Genomic DNA, 19,744 nt, shown 5'->3' on the forward strand with positions numbered 1-19,744 from the left:
GTTTGTCTTCGTTGGACGCGCTTAATGTACAATAAGTACTATTTTCGCTCGTCTTTCTCGACAAATCGCTTTTCACAAAAAGTAAAATCAACCTCATAAAGTCTATTTGACTATCAAAGGCTCTGCTATCGAAAGATAGCAGGGCTTTTTTATGCTCGATAATAAAGTTATGTAATAATTCAAATTAACTAGGTATTTGTACTTCTCTTAATAGACTTAACGTATGTGGAGGCCGTGCTCGACATTGCTCATTAGTACGAAAGAATCTCACACAAAAATAGGTAAAATCGTCTTATTGATCACCTTTCTCACCGATAAATGAGTATGTATGTCTTTTACGCTAGCAAGCTTATGCAGCTTGCGGGTGAACCGCTCATAACCATCGAGATTTGGGCTCACTACTTCTAATAAATAATCGTAAGAACCCGACACCACATGCCCATTGATGACCTCATCCATATCGGACAGAGCGCGTTCGAAGGTTGCAATAGATTCTTCTTGGTGGTTGTTGAGACTGACCTCCACAAAGAAACTCATGGCAATACCCGCTTTGGCTTTGTTTATGTTCGCTTGATAGTTCTCTATATAACCTTCATCTTCCAAACGTTTTAGGCGCCGCGCACAAGGAGACGGCGACAGCCCTATACGTTCGGCCAGTTCCGCCGTAGATAAGCGCGCTTCTTTCTGGAGCACTTCCAAGATATGACGGTCGATTTTGTCCATAATTTACCTTTTGGTTTTTTAAGCCAATAATTTTTATTTAATTAGCATTATCCACCAAATATTTGCAAAATTGCAATGAATAAATAGAGATAAAAGCGCGTATTTTAATCGATAATTGGTCTTTGTATACCAGTATAAGACACGACTATGAATACGATATTTCATCCCTCATCGCGCAAAAATCCTTTGTTTATATTGTCGCCACTAACCAAAGGCTATGTGGCGATGAGCGTCGTCTTATTGATTTGGTCAGGATTTGCGTTGACTGTGCGAGCGGTTGGGGCATCGCCGCTCAGCATTGCCGATGTCATGCTCATTCGCTTTAGTGTACCGCTGGTTTTGTTAACCCCTTGGGTACGCTCTAGTTGGCATGAAATCAAAAATATAAGATTGCCAGATATCATGTTTATTTTATTTGGCGGTGTGCCTTTTCTTTTATTGGCGGCTTTTGGTGCAAGTACAGTGCCGGCCGCTTACATGGGTACTATTTTGACAGGGACACCAGTCTTCTTTGCCGCATTATTGTCTTTTATTTTTTATCGTCAACGAATATCATTAAGAAAATTTGCCGCATTAATCCTTATTCTCTTTGGTATCGCGACGATGATTGGTGGGCATGGACAGGCAATAACTAATAGTCTTCTGTATGGAGTGGGGTTATTATTGATGGCAAGCCTGATTTGGGCGGGTTATACCTTGGGGTTAAAGAGCACCAAGTTAAGTCCAATAGCTATCGCTATCGTGCTCTCTTATACCTCGTTTTTTCTGACATTGATGATGGTTCTGTCTGGTATCGTAGAGACGAATATAGGGTCTGTATCTTTTGATGACGCGCTTCCGTTTATCCTAGTACAAGGCCTTGGTGTAGGGGTGGTATCAACCATTGCATTTTCTTATGCGGTCAAACAGTTGGGCTCCATTCGTACCTTATTACTTGGCTCTTTGTCCCCAGGACTAACCGCTATACTGGCTGCGCTGATACTCAATGAGGCTCTATCAGTCATCATGATATGCGGCATCGTAATAAGTACCATTGGTGTCATCTTGTCCAATCGAGCGAAATAAATTCATTAAGGAAGTATCATGATGTTAGATAATATGCCCATTATTAATGGTGATCCACTGTGGGCATTGTTAGGTAGGTTTCGCGCTGACCAGCGTAAACATAAAATAGATCTATTGGTTGGTGTCTATCGAGACGAGCATGGCAATACGCCCGTGATGAAAACCGTGCAAGACGCAGAGATACATCTTGCTCATCAAGCGCATTCAAAGGCTTATGGCATGTTATCGGGTAACGCTAATTTTAATCAACAAATGGCAAAATTTGTACTGGGTGACCGTCCAAGTCTAAACAACCAATGCACGATGCAAACGGTTGGGGCATCAGGCGCATTACGAATCATTGCTGACTTTATCGCCACGCTCTCTCCAGATTCAACCGTTTGGATCAGTAATCCTGGCTATATCAATCATCGTCCACTGATGGAAGGGGCTGGATTAACGGTTAAGACGTATCCATGGCAAAATAAAAACGGCCAATTAGATATCGATGCGTGTTTTGCTGCGCTAGAAAAAGCAAAAGAAGGAGACGTGCTGTTATTACATGCGTGCTGCCACAATCCTACCGGTATAGATCCTTCTTTAGAGCAGTGGCAACGGTTTTCTGATAAATGTAAGCAGAAAAATATTGTCCCGTTTATTGATATGGCATATCAAGGTTTTGGAGATGATCCTGATACCGATGCTGCAGGGCTTCGTCTAATCATTGAAGACGCTGATTTTGCATTTATCGCCGCCAGCTGTTCAAAAAATATGGGTCTATACAACGAGCGTACGGGTATTGCCACGGTGATGACGACGAACCATGAGCGTCACGCAGATATACAGACACTTTTAGAAACCATCACACGCGCCAACTACTCTATGCCGCCCAATCACGGTGCTGCGGTGGCTTCTTATTTACTAGACAAACCAGACGATTGGCTAGACGAGCTGGCAAGCTACCGCGATAGGGTAGATACTATTCGCCAAGCATTAGGCGCAGCATTAAAAGATAGGGGTGCACCTGCAGAGTTTTTGGACATTTCGTACCAAAAAGGCATGTTTTCTCTATTGCCGCTAACAGAAAATCAAATGCTGTTATTGCAAGATGAGTTCGCGATTTACGGCATGCCAAATGGTAGAATCAATATTGCAGGTTTGAAAATGACGGAAATCCCCCAACTGGCTGACGCTATCATATCGATTATTTCACGTTAGAGAATAATCTTTATAACTCAGTGCAATGGTTTTATCCACCAATCGCCACAGCAAGAAGGACTGTTGTGATCCGTTCAATTAAAGAAGATTTACTACAGTCGCTAGAAGCCCTGAGTGCCATGCGTCTAGCGACTGTAGTAAATATGATTTTTATATCAAGTTACTGATCCGCCGCATCTCTTCTAAACACCCACGTCTTATCATCAGACGCCTCGATACAGTAATAATAACCCGCCAAATCAAAATCTTTTAACTGCTCAGCACTGGTCAGCTTATTGTCAGCAGCATATTTCACCATCAGTCCGCGTGCCTTTTTGGCATAAAAGCTAATGACTTTATATTGACCATTTTTTTCGTCTTCGAATCGTGGCGTGATGATATTAGCATCAATGGCTTTTTTCTTTACTACTTTAAAGTATTCATTAGAAGCTAGATTGATCAAGACCTTGTCCTCACTATCTGCCATACGAGCATTGATAACATCAGTTATTTCTTCTCCCCAAAATTCATAAAGATTATCACCGCGCTCGTTTTTTAGCTTCGTACCCATCTCTAAACGATAAGGTTGAATCAAGTCCAACGGTTTTAATACCCCATAAAGACCTGACAAAATACCTAGATGCTCATTGACGTAGATGGACGTTTCTTTATCCATGTTATACATATCAAGACCGGTATAAACATCACCGTCGAACAAGTAGCCCGCTGGCTTTGCTGCATTACCAGACTCATCATCAGTAAACGGCTTATCTTCGCTCCAACGCCATTGTTGATTGCGCGTGGCATTGAGTTGGGCAAGATCATCAGAGATGCTCATCAGCTCTTGTAAATCAACGGGCTCTTTGGACTTCAATACTTTCATGAGTGACTGTGAGTGCGCGATCAGTTCGGGCTGACTATAGTAGTTGCCCAAGTTCACTGGTACAGCGTCTGTTTCGTTCAAAGATTTGGCAGGAGAGAGTAAAAAATACATGGTGAGTCCTTATTATCGTGAGTCAATGACCGACCTATTCAGGTGTCAAGCATTCTTATTATACGACAGCTGCGGGTTTAACTTGACTTGACCTTGAGTGTTTTATGTTTTTTTAAAGGGATATGGCAATGCGTAAACATGCATAGAGTTGGCTGTTATTAAAGCGAGACCTTATTATATAAGGGGTGGAGATTTTTTGAAAAAATAAAAAACTTTAATATAACAACAAAAGTTATGCAGATGGTATCAATACCTAACTTTTTATCTTACTTGTTGGTCATCATTAGACAATGAAAGTTGGCAGATTATGTCTCTATAATAAAAAGACATGATGGTAAACAACACATCATTTATTAAATTGATAGTCTTTATTTATGATATTGGATAAGTCATGGTTAAGGATTTTTGTCCCCTATGCTTTTGAAAATGCGTTGAGGGTATTAAGGGTAAGTCATTCTATATAAGTAAGGAGACGATATGAAAATCGGTGTAATCAGTGCAGATACCGCGAGTGAAAGCCGTGTCGCACTAACCCCAGACGCAGTCAAAAAATTGCGCAAGCTTGGGTTTGAAGTCGTCATTCAGTCAGGTGCAGGTCAAGCAGCGTATTATGCTGATGAATTGTATCAAGCTGCTGGTGCCGATATTGCCAACAGTAGCACCGAGGTGATTACCCAGTCTCGAATTATTACTACTGTCAATGACTTACCATCTGAGGCTACCGCTAATTTGTCATCAGGTAAGATCGTCATTGGCATGCTCGACCCGTATCGCAACACTCAGCTTGACACTTATGCGGCCAAAGGTGCGACGGCTTTTGCAATGGAGCTATTACCGCGCACATTATCACGTGCACAAAACATGGATGTACTTTCATCGCAGGCCAACCTTGCTGGTTATAAAGCGGTATTGCTGGCGGCTAACGAATACTCTCGTCCTTTTCCTATGTTTATGACATCTGCGGGTACGGTCAAGCCAGCCAAAGTAGTTATTCTGGGCGTAGGCGTGGCAGGTCTGCAAGCAATTGCAACGGCAAAACGTCTAGGTGCCGTCGTAGAAGCGAGTGATTTGCGCCCTGCGGCAAAAGAGCAGGTCGAATCATTGGGTGGTAAATGGCTTGATGTGCCGATGAGTGCAGAGGAAGCTGAAACAGCTAAGTCTACCGGTGGTTATGCATGGGCACCATCGGAGCAATATATCAAAGACCAAGCTGCCGTAGTTGACAAGGCACTCAGCAATGCTGACATCGTTATTACCACGGCGCAGATTCCTGGCCGTAATGCCCCGCGTCTGGTGCACGCAGCAACCCTTGCCAAAATGAAAGCAGGTTCTGTCCTGATCGATATGGCAGCTGGTACCGGTGGTAACGTCGAAGGCAGTGTACCGAATGACACCATTACTACAGAGAACGGTGTACGTATTGTTGGTGCAGCCAATATCCCATCGATGCTTGCAGCGCAGTCTTCAGATCTATACGCCAATAATTTGGTTAACTTTATCACGACTTTGATCGCTCCTGCTGGCGATAAGGCAGCAGCAAACGACCTTTCGCTTAACTTAGACATGGAAGACGAAATTCAGGGCGCACTGGCAGTGACACATGACGGTCAGGTACGACTAGCCAAACGCTAGATTCGACTGCCTAGCACGATATGTTTTGTCACTATACATTTGCCAGTAATGAATAAATTTTTAGGAGGATGAGATGATCGCCACCATTTTAGCGGCAGCGCCAGCGGGTGCGGCCATGAGTAGCACACCATTTGTAGCGATTTTTACCGTATTTGTACTCGCTATTTTTGTCGGATATTACGTCGTTTGGGGTGTTACCCCTGCCTTGCACACACCATTGATGGCAGTAACCAATGCCTTATCGAGTATTGTCATTGTCGGTGCGATGCTACAGACCATCACGATTGATGGCTCGATGTTTACACCAACCAGTTTGCTTGGTGCCTTTGCCGTATTTTTAGCCAGTATCAATATCTTTGGTGGCTTTGCCGTGACTGAGCGTATGCTTGCGATGTTCAAACCCAAAGTGAAAAAAGCCCCAGCAGCAAGCACTGATAATGGAGGCGACGCATGAATGATTTATCAACAATGATTGCGGCGAATGCGGATTGGTTCTATCTGGTTGGCGCGATCCTTTTTGTCTTAACCTTACGTGGTTTATCGAGTCCAAAGACGGCTATTCGCGGTAACCGTTTTGGTATGGTAGCGATGGCGATTGCCGTCGTGACGACGTTCTTTTTAGCAGAAGGCCCTGTCCTTTGGCTCATTATTGGCGCGATGATTTTAGGTGCGCTAGTTGGTATGTGGAAAGCGAAAACAGTCGCAATGACGCAGATGCCAGAAACGGTTGCTTTAATGCATTCATTTGTCGGTTTGGCAGCAGTTGCGATTGCCCTTGCAACGGTACTGCACACTGAACAGCAGCATGGCGCAGTGGCCCGAGTTGAGCTGTTCATTGGTTGTTTCATCGGTGCAATTACGTTCTCAGCCTCGGTCTTTGCCTTTGGTAAATTAGCAGCAAAAAGCTGGGCGAAAACATTGGTTGGCGGCTGGGTAAAACCAGTTCAAGCATTATTATTCATTGCGATGATTGGTTTTGGTGGCGTGTACTTCGTGACGGATTCATTACCAGCGTTTTATGCGATGGCCGTGATTGCCGTTATCTTTGGTTGGATGTGGATTGCGCCAATCGGCGGCGGTGATATGCCAGTGGTGGTATCACTATTGAACTCATTCTCAGGATGGGCTGCCGCAGGAATCGGCTTTACCCTTGGCAACTCAATGCTGATTATCGCAGGCTCGCTCGTTGGTTCATCAGGGGCGATCTTGTCTTACATCATGTGTAAAGCCATGAACCGCTCATTACTCAATGTCTTGTTCGGTGGTATGGGTACAGGTGCTGTGGCAGCAGGCGGCGATGATGGTGCACCTAAGAACTACAAAGCAGGCTCAGCAGAAGATGCAGGGTTCCTCATGTCTAATGCTAGCAGTGTGGTCATCGTACCAGGTTATGGTATGGCGCAAGGCCGAGCACAGAATGCGGTAAAAGAGCTATACGAGCTGTTAAAAGAAGAAGGCGTTAACGTGCGTTTTGCTATTCACCCGGTTGCTGGTCGTATGCCAGGTCACATGAACGTACTCTTGGCAGAAGCTGATGTGCCTTATGATGATATTCTTGAGATGGATGAGATCAATTCAGACTTCGCGAGTACCGATGTGGTCTTGGTTATCGGTGCAAACGATGTTGTGAACCCGTCTGCAAAAGACGATCCGACTTCGCCTATTTTCGGTATGCCTATTTTAGAAGCCAGCAAAGCCCAGACCGTTATGGTTATCAAGCGTTCAATGAGCACCGGTTACGCAGGTCTGGATAACAGTTTATTCTATATGGACAAGACTATGATGATCTTTGGTGATGCCAAGAAAATGGTCGAAGAGATGGTGCGTAGTATCAATGGCGGTGGTCATTAATAATTAAAACATGTTTTTGACTATTCGCTTTTACCTATAATTTTTTAAACAAAGAAAGTCACTGAGGTGGCTTTTTTTGCGTTAAGGTGATCAGCGTTTCGGAAACAACGATAAGACAATATCGTTTAGCCGTTCAACCTTCAGTCATAAACACAACAAAGTAAGAGCATTATTTATGAATATGTTAATACGCTTTTTTATTATGGTCAGTTTGCTTAAGCAGCAGCTCAAGCATCAATCGGTAAGCGAAACGATTAGTCTAGAGACATTGACCGCGCCGACTGTTCGCCATTATCGGGTATTGCCGCACGATATGGGGTTTCGCGATCACTTGCCCAATTATCGTTACCTCTCATTCATTGAGCTAAACGTGACACGCTGGGTGATGGCACGCTGTCATGAAAAAGGCATCAAGCCTTTGAACTGGGTTATCGCCATGCAAGAGATGGTTTATCTCAAACAAATCAAGTTTTTGGATAAAATGACGCTTAGCAGTGCGGTTGCAGGCTGGGATCACAAATACGTCTATTTTGAGCATCGATTTTTTGTCAAAAATCAGCTCATGGGCGTTGGTATGACCAAGTTTGTATTTACCGATGATACAGGTATGCGTACGCCAGAGGTGTTGGATATGATAGGGGAGCGGTTGACAGATGTGATTAACACATGGAATAACCACCAAGTTGCTGTGAAATCGACCAAGTCAGCATAAAACATATTGAAAAATAGCACCCTATAATAACTTGGCTATAATCATTTGCTGAATTTTGGTAGGATAGAGTCCATCAAATCGTCGATACTAAGGCGATACTACTATTTCTAAAGCGACTAAAAAAAGGTACCGTTATGACACCCCAAAAATTAAAATGGACAGACAGTTTAGATATCGCGATTGAGCTTTATGAGAAATTCCCAGAAACAGATCCACAGTATATTCGCTTTACTGATTTGCATCGCTGGGTAACTGAGCTTGAAGGCTTTGATGATGATCCACAAAAATCAAATGAAGGTATCTTAGAAGCCATTCAAATGAATTGGATCGATGAAGCCGACTAATCGACTCTATAACGTTGAGCAGTGTTATCCATAAAAATTCAATAAATACATTAAAGAGGCCGCATCATGACATCAAAAATTAAAGAGCTGCCAGAAGCGATCGCTTGTCGCGGTATCAGCGTTCGTACCACCAATAACGCTGAGATTAGCCATGATACTGCGAAGCTGGGTAGATTATGGCAAAAGTTTTATCAAAATCACGCGGGTCAGCTTCCTGAAGGCGAAGATATCTATGGTATCTATCATAACTATGAAAGCGATGATCTAGCAGGCGCGTTTGATGTTGTCGCCAGCTGGAAAACGGCTACCGAGCAAAACGCTCAATCAGACAGTGAGAGCACAGCCAGTACCAGTAATGTGGTAGAAGTCACCATTCCTGCAGGAAAATATTTGGTATTTTCTGAAGAAGGCCATATGCCAAATACCGTCATGAATGCGTGGGAGAGTGCTTGGGAGTATTTCAATACGCCAGATTGTGAGCATACCAGAACGTTTAATGTAGATTTTGAGCATTATATCGGTGGTAACTTAGAATACGGTCAAGTGGATGTTTATATTGGGATTGAATAGAGTCGTTATATCCTTTATAAAAGCAAGCCAGTATATAAAGACGCAAAAGAGCGCCACATTCGCATACGATGTGGCGCTCTTTTTACTTTGAATCTTAATAATTAATCTAACAATAAATTTTCTAAAATCCTTTCATAAATTTGCGCCAGTTTACCCAAATCGTCGACTTCTACTTTTTCATCTACTTGATGAATCGTCGCATTACGGACGCCAAGCTCGACGACTTGTGCCCCTGTTGGCGCGATGAAACGTCCATCAGACGTACCGCCAGAGGTTGATAACGTGGTATCGACATTGGTGACTTTCTTGATGGCGTTCTGGCAGGCCGAAACCAGTTTTCCTTCAGGGGTCAAAAACGGCTGACCAGATAATTTCCAATGAATATCGTAGCTCGCTTTACTGTTGGCAAAGTGCTTATCAAAGATAGCATGCGTTTTTGCCTTTAGCTCATCTTCAGTCGTTTCAGTTGAAAAGCGGAAGTTAAAAACCACGTTTAGCGTTTCAGGAATAACATTGGTTGCGCCTGTGCCGCCATTGATATTTGATATTTGCAAAGAGGTTGCTGGGAAGTAGTCATTACCATTATCCCATGCAGTAGAGGTTAGTTCAGCAAGGGCAGACATCGCCGCGTGAATCGGATTGCAGGCCAAATGTGGATAGGCGACGTGACCTTGCTTGCCTGTGACCGTAAGCTCTGCACCTAATGAGCCACGACGACCATTTTTGATGATATCGCCTAATGTATCGGTACTTGAAGGCTCACCCACGAGACAATAAGTGATCTTTTCTTGACGAGCTTCTAAGGTTTCGATGACTTTAACCGTACCGTTGATTGATGGACCTTCTTCATCTGAGGTGAGCAAAAAAGCAATCGAGCCATTGTGCTCAGGATGATTGGCAACAAAACGTTCAGCTGCAACGGTAAAAGCCGCAATGCCTGTTTTCATGTCTGCTGCACCGCGCGCCCATAGATAGCCATCAGCAATGGTTGGCGTAAAAGGCGGATAGGTCCAGTTTTTTTCATCACCTGTTGGCACCACATCTGTATGACCAGCAAAACAAATGACGGGATCAGTTGTACCACGGCGCGCCCACAAATTTTTGACTTCAGCATGTTCGCCCTTTGCTTGTCTGTCACCATAGTACATAAACTCGCAATCAAAGCCTGCTTGCTCCAATCGCTCTGACAATATATCTTGGCAACCATCATCGTCTGGTGTGACAGATGGGCGTTCGAGTAGCGCAATACTTAAATCTAAGGTTGCTTGCTGATGGGTGGGCTGTTGGTGAGAGTCAGACATGGGTAAGCCTTTTATATAATAATGAAAACGTTAAAGATAAATAGATAATGAATAATAGGTGCTAAGCGTCTACTTCGACAAACGGAACAAGTCCATCACGGCGCATCCACGTAGCGATAGAGTAACGCTGACGATACGCAGTTTGTACTTGATGACGTAGATCGCTATCGAAAATAATCAGTCTATTGGCAACTGGCATCACTTCATGGTGCGTGCCATGCTCATCAACGACTTCTAGCGCACCGCCGTCAGTCGCTCCCCAATCATCATTGAGATAAAACACTGCCGAGATTACGCGTTCATCGCGCCCAGTAGGATTGTCGCTATGCCATTGGTAGCCAAAGCCAATCGGATAACACGCATAATGCGCTTCACTATGACGAATACCAGCGAACAAACTACGATTGAATAGCGAGGCCAAAGCATTAATGCTTTGCAGATAATAATAGCCTGCAAAAAAGTCTTCAGTAATCCAGCGTATTCTATCACCGCGGATATTACTGATGCGAACACCAGCAGTCAGCACTGCATCACGATAGTCAATAAAACCGCTTTCTGCTTGTAGCGCGAGCAACGCTGTATCTTCAAACACATCATCAATGACGAGCCAGCCATCAGTGACAAATGCATCAAACTGTTTATCCGTCAGTCTATCTTCCCAGTCAACTGCAAAATCAGACAGTTGCAGCATCTTCTGGGTAGGCGCGTTTTGGGCGTCGTTATGACTGTTTGGAGATAGTAACGGAGGGTTGTCTTGTCCTATCGGATGATCAACCACCAATTCTGTTTTGCTCAGGTTGCTAATAATCTTCGTCATTTCATCTCATTCTTATCAATCAGTGGTCAATATACCGCCATTCAGTGCGTTTTTATTGAAAGCGCTTACTAAAACCACATTATCTTTTACTCCGCCTATGCTACCATAGATGCAATTTTTCTTATTTAAACTTTTGAGATTATGAACTATAAACACGCCTACCACGCTGGTAACTTTGCTGATGTGGTTAAACACATTTTATTGGTACAACTGCTCAATCAATTGGGGCAGAAAAACAAACCGTTTTATGTGCTTGACGCTTATGGTGGCCGCGGACTGTATTCATTAAGCAGTGAAGAAGCGCGCAAGACAGGAGAGGCCAAAGGCGGTATTCAGGCTTTTTTAAAAGCAGATACCGAAAAAGCACCAGCCGCTGTCAAAGACTATATGGAAGGCATTAAACAAGCCAAATTCACTTACGACAATAAAGTCTACCCTGGTTCGCCGTGGTGGATTGCTCATCATGTCGAAAAAACCGCCGCTAAAAAACCTGATGCTGGCGTGCGTGCCGAAGCGTTTGAAGCCAAAGCGACTGAATATGATGCTTTGAACTATCAGCTATATAAGCTGCCAATTGGTATCCAGCATCGTGATGCTTTTGAAGGTATCACCGCTGTTATTCCACCAAAGGAAAAGCGCGGTTTGATTTTCCTTGATCCTCCCTTTGAGCAAGAGCATAAAGACTTTACGCGCCTGATTGATTTATTGGTCGCAGCTTATAACAAGTGGCCACAAGGTACTTATGCGCTTTGGTTCCCAATCAAAAATATCGAAGCGGTCGAGCTGTTTTACAAAAAGCTCAAGCGTACTGAGATGCGTCGTCAGCTGGTTTGTGAGCTAAATATTTATCCTAATGATGTTGCAGTTGGTCTGAACGGTACAGGTCTACTGGTTATCAATCCGCCATGGCAGTTTGATAATCATGCACGCGAGATATTGCGTTTCTTGCAGCCAGTACTAAAAGTAGAAGATGCCCCAGACTTAACCCCTGACAGTGCGACCAATGTACGCTGGCTGGTTGGCGAGTAACTGAACAGCAATATTGGCCAATAAGGATATCAAGATGACGAATACGCAGCCACCTGAAGGCGAACCAAATAACATGCCTCCAAGAGAGGGGTCGTTGCAGGATAATGCAGCGACTCAGCCTCCATACATGGATGAGCATGAATTTAATATTCGTCTAGCGGACAACGACGATTATGATGGTTTGACTTTTGAGGTCGTTGAGGCAGAAGTCGCGGAAGGTAAGCGTGTGGTCAGTCGCGGTGTATATCTAGCACCCAATTTGATTACCACATTATCATTACTGTCAGGGTTTTACTCGATTTTAGCGAGTACGCAAGGTGAGTTTTATAAGGCGGCTTTGGCTATCTTTTTATCCGCAATTCTTGATGGGGCTGATGGACGCGTTGCGCGTATGCTGAATGCCCAAAGCCCATTTGGTGAACAATATGATTCATTAGCAGATATGCTTGCGTTTGGCGTGGCCCCTGCTATTTTGGTTTATAGCTTTGCGCTAGAGCCGCTGGGCCGTATTGGTATTGGTTGTGCGTTCGTTTTTACTGCCTGTGCTGCCTTTCGTCTTGCACGCTTTAATGTACAGGTGGGTATCGTCGATAAAAAATACTTCGTTGGTTTGGCAAGTCCGCTTGCAGCTATATTAGTAACAGCAGCAGTTATGGTTGCAGTTGATCACAATGAATGGATTGGGCAGTACGATACGGCGATCATGTTTTTGTTCGCAGCTTGGGTGGTTATCTGTGGTCTGCTCATGGTTAGTAATGTTAAGTACTACAGCTTTAAAGAGTTTGACAAAAAGAAAGTACCCTTTGTGGTGCTTATCATTGGCGTACTTGTCATGAGTATTGTGCTTTATGACATACCTGTTGGCATCTTGGCGATTGGTATCATTTATGCGTTATCTGGCATTGTGACTACGATCAGAGCAAAGATGTAAGCGTCAATATGAAAGTTACTGAGATAAGAAAAGGGACTTGCCAATAGGTAAGTCCCTTTTTTTATACTTTATTTGCTATAAAAATACGGTGCTATTAAAGAATATTCTACTATCAGATACGTTTTATCCTTGCATAACAGCCATTCATTATGTTTCTGAATGGAATGTATATCCAAACGAATATTTATGCATATGAAAGCTAATAAGCGCAAATTGATAAAACTTTCAAGCTTGATTTATAGATTTTGGATAGTAAAAACATGTTGTTTTATTTCTACTTTGTTGCAGATAAGATTTTCTAAAAAAAGAAGCGTATAGTGCCTGTGAACTAAAAAGGGCTGCATTTGATGGTTTTATACCTTATAGACAGCATGGAATAACGCTGTGGTAGCCAGATAAGATTTAGCCTCAAAATAAGCTGATCTTAAATATTGACACCCCTTTTAGTAAAGCGATTTCCCAATCTTATCAGTCTTCTAGACCAATATAAACAGTATATTATTGCTACTGTTTCGTCATTCTGTGCGGCTGATTTGATTGGGCAGATAGCGTTAAGACCTACTCTATTGATGATGGTCGCAATCTAGTGACCGAATGCATGCTTTGTCGCTCAAAATTGTCAGCACTGTTACCCACCAAATTTTGATTGGTAACAGTGCTGACATCATGCTAGCCAACGCGACTGAGGGTATAAATAAGGTCAAAATTTAGCGTCATCTCTTGACTGTCCATGGTAAGCATGTGACAGCCATGGAGTGTTTCTAACATTTAACATGTACTAACAAAACTGACCGAATATAAGGTTAACAAGGCATGACGTTTTTCAAATTACCGATCTGGCTAAAGGCCAACTTAGTGGTATTGATAAGCAGCTTGCTCCTGACCGCCTGTGACAAAGGTGTATTGCATCCTCAGGGTGCAGTTGGCGTGCAAAATAAAGAACTTATCATTGTTACCACTGCCTTGATGTTGATTGTGGTTATACCAGTCATCGTCATGGCGCTCTGGTTTACTTACCGTTATCGCGCGGATAGACCAGATGCTGATAAAGACTTCGACCCGCAGTGGTCACACAACACTTGGATTGAGGTTTTAATGTGGACGATTCCCATTATTATTATTGCAATCTTAGCGGTGATTACTTGGCGCAGCACTCACGCGCTTGACCCTTATAAGCCACTAGAGACTCAAAAAGACAATCCTCCGCTTGAGATTCAAGTTGTGGCACAAAACTGGAAATGGTTATTTATCTACCCAGAACAAGATATTGCCGTCGTCAATGAACTTTATCTACCAGTAGATCGTCCAGTTAGTTTTAAAATCACTTCCGATACGGTGATGAATTCGTTCTTCATTCCTAGACTGGGTAGCCAAATTTATGCCATGTCGAGCATGGTGACACAATTGCATCTGATCGCTAATGAGCCTGGTGTCTATAACGGACTTTCTGCCAATTATAGTGGTCCTGGCTTCTCGGATATGAAATTTTTGGCCCATGCTGTCGATAAGCAAGGTTTTGATGACTGGGTTTCTAAAATCAAAGCGGGAGACAATAAGGTTCTCGATACTGCGGTTTATGAAGAGTTGTCGAAACCTTCAGAAAACCATGCCATCGAATATTTCAAATCGGCTCAGCCTGATATGTTTGACTATATTGTAAATCAGTATGGCTCAGACACAAAGCAACAAAATCAGTTTATAGAGTCTAATGAAGTCAATCAGCGTGATAATCCAAACGCTGTGAACAAGGGCTTAGAGTCTGATTTGAAGGATGACGGCGAAGGTAGCACTAACCCAGCAGCGCCATCAAATAAAGATGATGCGCAAGAAGCTGACGCTCAATAATAGGAAAGCTGATTATGGAAGCAATATTCGGTAGATTGTCCCTTGAGGCAATACCTTACCACGAGCCTATCATTATGGCGGCTGGTGGTATGATGGCCTTGGCTGGGCTAGCGGTTTTGATTTTTCTAACCAAAAAGAAGCTTTGGGGTGTTTTTTGGCGTGACTGGCTAACCTCAGTTGACCATAAAAAAATTGGTATCATGTATATCGTCGTCGCGATCGTAATGCTACTACGCGGCTTTAGTGACGCCATTATGATGCGTACCCATCAGATGCTGGCTAACTATCCTGAGACAGGGTATTTACCGCCGCATCATTATGATCAGATTTTCACCGCCCACGGTGTGATTATGATTTTCTTTGTCGCCATGCCTCTGGTTGTGGGACTCATGAATGCGATTATCCCGCTACAGATTGGTGCACGTGACGTGGCCTTTCCGTTCCTAAACTCACTGTCATTTTGGCTGTTCGTTACTGGTGCTTTATTGGTCAACGTCTCATTAGTCGTTGGTGACTTTGCAGCAACTGGTTGGTTGGCGTATCCACCACTGTCAGAGCTGACATACAGTCCAACGGTGGGGGTAGATTATTATATCTGGGCCTTGCAGCTGTCAGGATTGGGAACCTTGCTGACCGGTGTCAACTTCTTAGTGACGATTTTAAAGATGCGTGCGCCTGGCATGAATCTGATGCACATGCCAATCTTTACATGGTCAGCACTTTGTACCAATATTTTGATCGTTGCAGCTTTTCCTGTATTGACGGCAACGTTGGCGATGCTGACACTAGACCGCTATCTTGGTATGCACTTCTTTACCAATGATGCAGGCGGCAACGTCATGATGTATATCAATCTGATTTGGATTTGGGGTCACCCAGAGGTATATATCTTGGTACTACCAGCGTTCGGTATTTTCTCAGAAGTCATCTCGACGTTCTCACAGAAGAAACTGTTTGGCTACGTCAGTATGGTCTATGCCTTGATGGTTATTGCCATCTTAAGTTTCATCGTTTGGCTGCATCACTTCTTTACTATGGGTTCAGGCGCCAACGTCAATGCCTTCTTTGGTATTACCACCATGATTATTGCCATACCGACTGGGGTGAAGGTCTTTAACTGGCTCTTTACCATGTATCGAGGCAAGATCGTCTTTGGTACGCCAATTTTATGGACGCTTGGCTTTATCATTACCTTTACCATCGGTGGTATGACGGGTGTCATGCTCGCGGTTCCTGGGATTGATTATGTCTTGCATAACAGTCTGTTCTTAATCGCGCATTTCCATAACACCATTATTGGTGGTGCTGTCTTTGGATACTTTGCGGGTATTACCTTTTGGTGGCCAAAAATGTTTGGCTATCGTTTGGATGAGAAGTGGGGCAAACGTGCTTTTTGGGGCTGGCTCATCGGCTTCTTTGTGGCCTTCATGCCGCTGTACGTTTTAGGATTTTTCGGTATGACGCGTCGTACCAACCACTATGCCAATGATGTTTGGCAGATATGGTTGATCGTTGCTGCGGTTGGTGCCTTTATTATTCTGTTCGGTATTTTCAGCCAGCTTATGATGTTCTATGTCAGTTATCGCGATCGTGAGCGTCTTGCTGATGTGAGTGGTGATCCTTGGAATGGTCGTACGTTAGAGTGGAGCACGCCATCACCTGCACCGTTTTATAACTTTGCTCAACTGCCCGTTATTAACGATCTTGATGCCCTAGCGCATCTTAAAGACAGCGGCTGGACGTCAGATAAAGCGCCCAATTACTATAGCCCGATACACATGCCAAAAAATACAGATTCTGGTGTGATTATTGGTTTATTAACGTTCGTCTTTGGTTTTGCTTTTATCTGGCATATCTGGTGGTTGGTAATCGCCTCTTTCTTAGTCATCATCTTCTTTGTGATTCGTGAAGCCAACAAGCGTGATATCGATTACATCGTACCCGTTGATGAGATTGAAAAAATTGAAAATGCTTATTATAAGCGTCTTCGTACGGCTCACGCAGGAGACGGATTATGAGTAGTACCGAAACTATGCACACGCATGAAGTAAATAGTAATTTGCCAGACAACAACGGCGAGGAGCTGTTGCCATCTGATGATCATAACAAAGGCAATATAGATTACTTTAACCACAGTGACCCTCATCATCCAGATCATTTGGATGCGCAGGGCAATAAAGTACTCGGTTTCTTTGTTTACTTAATGACGGATTTGGTTCTGTTTGCCACGTTTTTCGCTGCTTATGCGGTACTCAAGGTTGGCGTCGCAGATGGTCCAAGCCCTAAAGATATTTTCGACCTTAAGTTTGTTTTGGTTGAAACGTTCTTGCTACTGATCAGTAGTATCACCTTTGGTTTTGCCATGCTTGGTGCTTACCAAAAGAACATGTCAAAGCTTAAGCTATGGTTGGTTATTACTGCGCTATTCGGCATGGGCTTTATTGGGATGGAGATTTATGAGTTCCATCATCTCATTGTCGAAGGCTTCGGGCCTGATCGCAGTGCCTTCTTATCGAGCTTCTTTAGTCTGGTAGGTTTGCACGGTATTCACGTCACGGTCGGTATCTGCTGGTTACTGTTTACGTTGTTCCAGTTGAGCAAATTTGGTCTTTCTGAACGCATGATGACGCGTTTGAGATGCTTAAGTCTGTTTTGGCACTTTTTGGATATCGTGTGGATTTGCGTCTTTTCGCTAGTGTATCTGGTAGGGGTGGCATTATGAAAAATGAAAATTTGCATGCAGCCGAGCACGCGCATGCACACGGCGATGTAAGCCACGGCCAGAGCAGTCATGGAAGTAAAAAGAGTTATATCATCGGCTTTGTACTATCAGCCATTCTGACGGTGATTCCATTTGGGCTAATCATGAGCAATATGATGTCAGGCATGAGCGCGATTTGGATGATTGCTGTTTTTGCTGCTGCTCAGGTTTTTGTGCAAGTTTATTTCTTTTTGCATGTGGACTTTAGCCCTGAACAGCGTAATACGCTTTATAGCCTTTTATTCACACTGTTTGTGGTGGCGATTGTGATGGTTGGTTCATTGTGGATTATGCACAACGCCAACGAAAACATGATGCCTGGCATGGGTAAAATGCAGATGGACATGGGCATGAAAATGCCAACCAATGCTGATGGTACACCAAGATTAGATCGTGAGCTTGAAGGTTTTGAAGATAAGTTAGATCTACCAGATACCTACAAGCCGTCTAATCAAGGTGCGCCCGCTGGTACAGCACAAGAAAATCACTCGGACATGGCTGATCATTCAGACATGGCCAATATGCAACAGTAAGTTCCTACCTTTCTTATTTGCGCTGTAAGCTTGCGTATATAAGTTATCGCAAATGTCTGATGATGAGCTGTTATATACTTTTATATATAGGCTCATCATTCCTAAATGGCAATGTTTCATCCATAGGGCTCAGGCATTTGACGATATTAACTGATGGACAATCATGAATAAACTTGCACAGTTAAAAATCGATGTCGCCAAACAACCCCTCGTTCAGGTCATCAAACCTGGCATTGTGTTTGGTAACGCTATTACCGTCTTGGGTGGCTATTTTTTAGCAGCCAAAGGCAATCTTGATTGGTTGATATTGCTTCAAGCCTTGGTGGGGACTTTGACAGTGATAGCGTCTGGTTGTGTAATCAATAACATCATCGATCGTGATATTGACTCGAGGATGCAGCGCACTTGTGACCGTGTTTTGGTGACCGGTGAACTCTCTATTAGAAACGCAATGCTTTATGCAGCCTTACTACTAGGTATCGGAGTCGTATGTTTGGCCTTTACCACGCCATTGGCTTTATACTCAGCGTTATTTGGTTATGTCGTTTACGTCGGATTTTATAGTCTGTACTTTAAGCGGCACTCTGTTTGGGGAACGTTCATTGGTAGTTTTTCGGGTGCGATTCCGCCAGTGATTGGCTACGCCGCTTTGACGCCGTCTATTGATGGGGTGTATTGGGTGCTATTTGCCATGTTTGCTATTTGGCAAATGCCACATGCTTATGCCATTGCTGTCTTTCGCAAAAAGGACTACAGTGCGGCCAGTATTCCAGTATTACCAGTCAAACATTCCTTTAGAATGACTCAGTGGCATATTACGATTAGTATTGCCTGTTTCTTAGTCGTGGGTAGTTTGCTCACAGCGTTGAACACGACTGGCTATTGGTATCTGGGTGTCCATCTATTGTTGTCAGGTTATTGGTTAGTTATTGCTATGAAACCGATTAAGGTCACTAGTCAACAAGACCAAGTCCAGCAGCAGATTAAGTGGGCGTATAAGATCTTTGGACTATCCATTATTATCATGATGGCGCTATGCTTAATGATGGCGATTGATTATGTATAAAGCTGTATAGTAAAAAATACTGTTGATGAGCATCACTAAAAAGCCACTAACCCGAGTAGTGGCTTTTTTTATATCTATGCCTTTTCATGCCTAGTCCTCTAGCGATAGCATTGTAAAAGTATTGCTACACTTTATTTTGCATAGCCATTGTCAAACAAGTAAAATCATTGAAGCATATAACCCATTGAAATATCTCTACTATTTAGCTTCTATCAGACCAGTTAGCAAAATCCTCGAGATAATCCCTTGACCTAGTCTCAAACCCGCGTATAATGCCACCCAGTCAAAAGGGAAGATAGTGAGGAAGCTTAAGCGATTAAGTTATTTCAAACTAAATAGAAAATACCTCTTGACTAAATAAATAAAGGGTCTATAATACGCCCTCATCAGACGG

The 19,744-nt window shown here is 43.4% G+C and carries 19 protein-coding genes; 15 read left to right on the top strand and 4 right to left on the bottom strand.

Features of this window, described 5'->3' with window-relative positions; all coding sequences use genetic code 11:
- Positions 1 to 267: 267 nt before the first annotated feature.
- Positions 268 to 723, bottom strand: a complete 456-nt coding sequence (locus I3255_RS10550) for an Lrp/AsnC family transcriptional regulator (protein ID WP_238038771.1) — start codon at positions 721 to 723, stop codon at positions 268 to 270.
- A gap of 147 nt (positions 724 to 870) precedes the next feature.
- Between I3255_RS10550 and I3255_RS10555 the strand changes: the two genes are divergently transcribed.
- Together I3255_RS10555 and I3255_RS10560 are read left to right on the top strand one after the other, a co-directional pair.
- On the top strand, positions 871 to 1,788 hold the full coding sequence (locus I3255_RS10555) for a DMT family transporter (protein WP_238038772.1): 918 nt from the start codon (positions 871 to 873) through the stop codon (positions 1,786 to 1,788).
- A gap of 18 nt (positions 1,789 to 1,806) precedes the next feature.
- Entirely contained in the window at positions 1,807 to 2,985 is a 1,179-nt protein-coding gene (locus tag I3255_RS10560; RefSeq protein WP_238038773.1) for an aromatic amino acid transaminase, read from the top strand.
- 160 nt (positions 2,986 to 3,145) lie between these two features.
- On the opposite strand, the gene yaaA is transcribed toward I3255_RS10560, so the two are convergent.
- On the bottom strand, positions 3,146 to 3,958 hold the full coding sequence (gene yaaA, locus I3255_RS10565) for a peroxide stress protein YaaA (RefSeq protein ID WP_238038774.1): 813 nt from the start codon (positions 3,956 to 3,958) through the stop codon (positions 3,146 to 3,148).
- A 477-nt stretch (positions 3,959 to 4,435) separates the two neighbouring features.
- On the opposite strand from yaaA, the gene I3255_RS10570 reads away from it, so the two are divergent.
- From I3255_RS10570 to I3255_RS10595, 6 genes are all read left to right on the top strand, one after another.
- Positions 4,436 to 5,590 (top strand): Re/Si-specific NAD(P)(+) transhydrogenase subunit alpha, encoded by a 1,155-nt coding sequence (locus I3255_RS10570; protein WP_238038775.1) that lies wholly within the window; start codon positions 4,436 to 4,438, stop codon positions 5,588 to 5,590.
- 115 nt (positions 5,591 to 5,705) lie between these two features.
- Complete coding sequence (locus I3255_RS10575) at positions 5,706 to 6,044, top strand: proton-translocating transhydrogenase family protein (protein ID WP_238038789.1); 339 nt, start codon at positions 5,706 to 5,708, stop codon at positions 6,042 to 6,044.
- Between the two features lie 14 nt (positions 6,045 to 6,058).
- Positions 6,059 to 7,441, top strand: coding sequence for an NAD(P)(+) transhydrogenase (Re/Si-specific) subunit beta (locus tag I3255_RS10580; RefSeq protein WP_238038790.1), 1,383 nt, complete (start codon positions 6,059 to 6,061; stop codon positions 7,439 to 7,441).
- Between the two features lie 175 nt (positions 7,442 to 7,616).
- Positions 7,617 to 8,153: an acyl-CoA thioesterase gene (locus I3255_RS10585; RefSeq protein ID WP_238038776.1), complete on the top strand. Its 537-nt coding sequence runs from the start codon at positions 7,617 to 7,619 to the stop codon at positions 8,151 to 8,153.
- Between the two features lie 134 nt (positions 8,154 to 8,287).
- Positions 8,288 to 8,497: a Fe-S cluster assembly protein IscX gene (iscX, locus tag I3255_RS10590; RefSeq protein ID WP_021812734.1), complete on the top strand. Its 210-nt coding sequence runs from the start codon at positions 8,288 to 8,290 to the stop codon at positions 8,495 to 8,497.
- A gap of 66 nt (positions 8,498 to 8,563) precedes the next feature.
- Positions 8,564 to 9,067, top strand: a complete 504-nt coding sequence (locus I3255_RS10595; RefSeq protein WP_238038777.1) for a GyrI-like domain-containing protein — start codon at positions 8,564 to 8,566, stop codon at positions 9,065 to 9,067.
- Positions 9,068 to 9,168: 101 nt separating this feature from the next.
- Here I3255_RS10595 and dapE read toward each other — a convergent pair whose 3' ends face one another.
- Together dapE and I3255_RS10605 are read right to left on the bottom strand one after the other, a co-directional pair.
- Positions 9,169 to 10,368, bottom strand: a complete 1,200-nt coding sequence (gene dapE / locus I3255_RS10600) for a succinyl-diaminopimelate desuccinylase (RefSeq protein WP_238038778.1) — start codon at positions 10,366 to 10,368, stop codon at positions 9,169 to 9,171.
- Between the two features lie 61 nt (positions 10,369 to 10,429).
- Entirely contained in the window at positions 10,430 to 11,185 is a 756-nt protein-coding gene (locus tag I3255_RS10605; protein WP_238038779.1) for a 2OG-Fe(II) oxygenase, read from the bottom strand.
- Positions 11,186 to 11,326: 141 nt separating this feature from the next.
- Here I3255_RS10605 and rlmJ point away from each other — a divergent pair, with 141 nt between their 5' ends.
- The 7 genes from rlmJ to cyoE all read left to right on the top strand — a co-directional run bounded on the left by rlmJ (position 11,327) and on the right by cyoE (position 19,350).
- Entirely contained in the window at positions 11,327 to 12,214 is an 888-nt protein-coding gene (rlmJ, locus tag I3255_RS10610; protein ID WP_238038780.1) for a 23S rRNA (adenine(2030)-N(6))-methyltransferase RlmJ, read from the top strand.
- Positions 12,215 to 12,341: 127 nt separating this feature from the next.
- On the top strand, positions 12,342 to 13,145 hold the full coding sequence (gene pssA, locus I3255_RS10615; protein WP_238038791.1) for a CDP-diacylglycerol--serine O-phosphatidyltransferase: 804 nt from the start codon (positions 12,342 to 12,344) through the stop codon (positions 13,143 to 13,145).
- 813 nt (positions 13,146 to 13,958) lie between these two features.
- On the top strand, positions 13,959 to 14,990 hold the full coding sequence (cyoA, locus tag I3255_RS10620) for a ubiquinol oxidase subunit II (RefSeq protein ID WP_238038781.1): 1,032 nt from the start codon (positions 13,959 to 13,961) through the stop codon (positions 14,988 to 14,990).
- Positions 14,991 to 15,004: 14 nt separating this feature from the next.
- Positions 15,005 to 17,008 (top strand): cytochrome o ubiquinol oxidase subunit I, encoded by a 2,004-nt coding sequence (gene cyoB, locus I3255_RS10625; protein ID WP_238038782.1) that lies wholly within the window; start codon positions 15,005 to 15,007, stop codon positions 17,006 to 17,008.
- Positions 17,005 to 17,712 (top strand): cytochrome o ubiquinol oxidase subunit III, encoded by a 708-nt coding sequence (cyoC, locus tag I3255_RS10630; RefSeq protein WP_238038783.1) that lies wholly within the window; start codon positions 17,005 to 17,007, stop codon positions 17,710 to 17,712. The genes cyoB and cyoC overlap by 4 nt, the downstream gene beginning before the upstream one ends.
- On the top strand, positions 17,709 to 18,284 hold the full coding sequence (cyoD, locus tag I3255_RS10635; RefSeq protein ID WP_238038784.1) for a cytochrome o ubiquinol oxidase subunit IV: 576 nt from the start codon (positions 17,709 to 17,711) through the stop codon (positions 18,282 to 18,284). Before cyoC ends, cyoD begins: the two co-directional genes overlap by 4 nt.
- 163 nt (positions 18,285 to 18,447) lie before the next feature.
- Positions 18,448 to 19,350 (top strand): heme o synthase, encoded by a 903-nt coding sequence (gene cyoE, locus I3255_RS10640; RefSeq protein WP_238038785.1) that lies wholly within the window; start codon positions 18,448 to 18,450, stop codon positions 19,348 to 19,350.
- Positions 19,351 to 19,744: the final 394 nt, after the last annotated feature.

Origin of the sequence: Psychrobacter sp. Ps6, from assembly GCF_022129235.1 — a bacterium.
Classification (GTDB): Bacteria; Pseudomonadota; Gammaproteobacteria; order Pseudomonadales; family Moraxellaceae; genus Psychrobacter.

Bases quoted from the DNA above. Each gene is read 5' to 3' on its own strand.
- I3255_RS10570 (WP_238038775.1), top strand. From the start codon at position 4,436: ATGAAAATCGGTGTAATCAGTGCAGATACCGCGAGTGAAAGCCGTGTC.
- pssA (WP_238038791.1), top strand. From the start codon at position 12,342: ATGGATGAGCATGAATTTAATATTCGTCTAGCGGACAACGACGATTAT.
- cyoA (WP_238038781.1), top strand. From the start codon at position 13,959: ATGACGTTTTTCAAATTACCGATCTGGCTAAAGGCCAACTTAGTGGTA.
- I3255_RS10555 (WP_238038772.1), top strand. From the start codon at position 871: ATGAATACGATATTTCATCCCTCATCGCGCAAAAATCCTTTGTTTATA.
- yaaA (WP_238038774.1), bottom strand. From the start codon at position 3,958: ATGTATTTTTTACTCTCTCCTGCCAAATCTTTGAACGAAACAGACGCT.
- dapE (WP_238038778.1), bottom strand. From the start codon at position 10,368: ATGTCTGACTCTCACCAACAGCCCACCCATCAGCAAGCAACCTTAGAT.
- cyoD (WP_238038784.1), top strand. From the start codon at position 17,709: ATGAAAAATGAAAATTTGCATGCAGCCGAGCACGCGCATGCACACGGC.
- cyoC (WP_238038783.1), top strand. From the start codon at position 17,005: ATGAGTAGTACCGAAACTATGCACACGCATGAAGTAAATAGTAATTTG.
- I3255_RS10580 (WP_238038790.1), top strand. From the start codon at position 6,059: ATGATTGCGGCGAATGCGGATTGGTTCTATCTGGTTGGCGCGATCCTT.
- I3255_RS10560 (WP_238038773.1), top strand. From the start codon at position 1,807: ATGATGTTAGATAATATGCCCATTATTAATGGTGATCCACTGTGGGCA.
- I3255_RS10595 (WP_238038777.1), top strand. From the start codon at position 8,564: ATGACATCAAAAATTAAAGAGCTGCCAGAAGCGATCGCTTGTCGCGGT.
- I3255_RS10575 (WP_238038789.1), top strand. From the start codon at position 5,706: ATGAGTAGCACACCATTTGTAGCGATTTTTACCGTATTTGTACTCGCT.
- I3255_RS10585 (WP_238038776.1), top strand. From the start codon at position 7,617: ATGAATATGTTAATACGCTTTTTTATTATGGTCAGTTTGCTTAAGCAG.
- I3255_RS10605 (WP_238038779.1), bottom strand. From the start codon at position 11,185: ATGACGAAGATTATTAGCAACCTGAGCAAAACAGAATTGGTGGTTGAT.
- rlmJ (WP_238038780.1), top strand. From the start codon at position 11,327: ATGAACTATAAACACGCCTACCACGCTGGTAACTTTGCTGATGTGGTT.
- cyoB (WP_238038782.1), top strand. From the start codon at position 15,005: ATGGAAGCAATATTCGGTAGATTGTCCCTTGAGGCAATACCTTACCAC.
- cyoE (WP_238038785.1), top strand. From the start codon at position 18,448: ATGAATAAACTTGCACAGTTAAAAATCGATGTCGCCAAACAACCCCTC.
- iscX (WP_021812734.1), top strand. From the start codon at position 8,288: ATGACACCCCAAAAATTAAAATGGACAGACAGTTTAGATATCGCGATT.
- I3255_RS10550 (WP_238038771.1), bottom strand. From the start codon at position 723: ATGGACAAAATCGACCGTCATATCTTGGAAGTGCTCCAGAAAGAAGCG.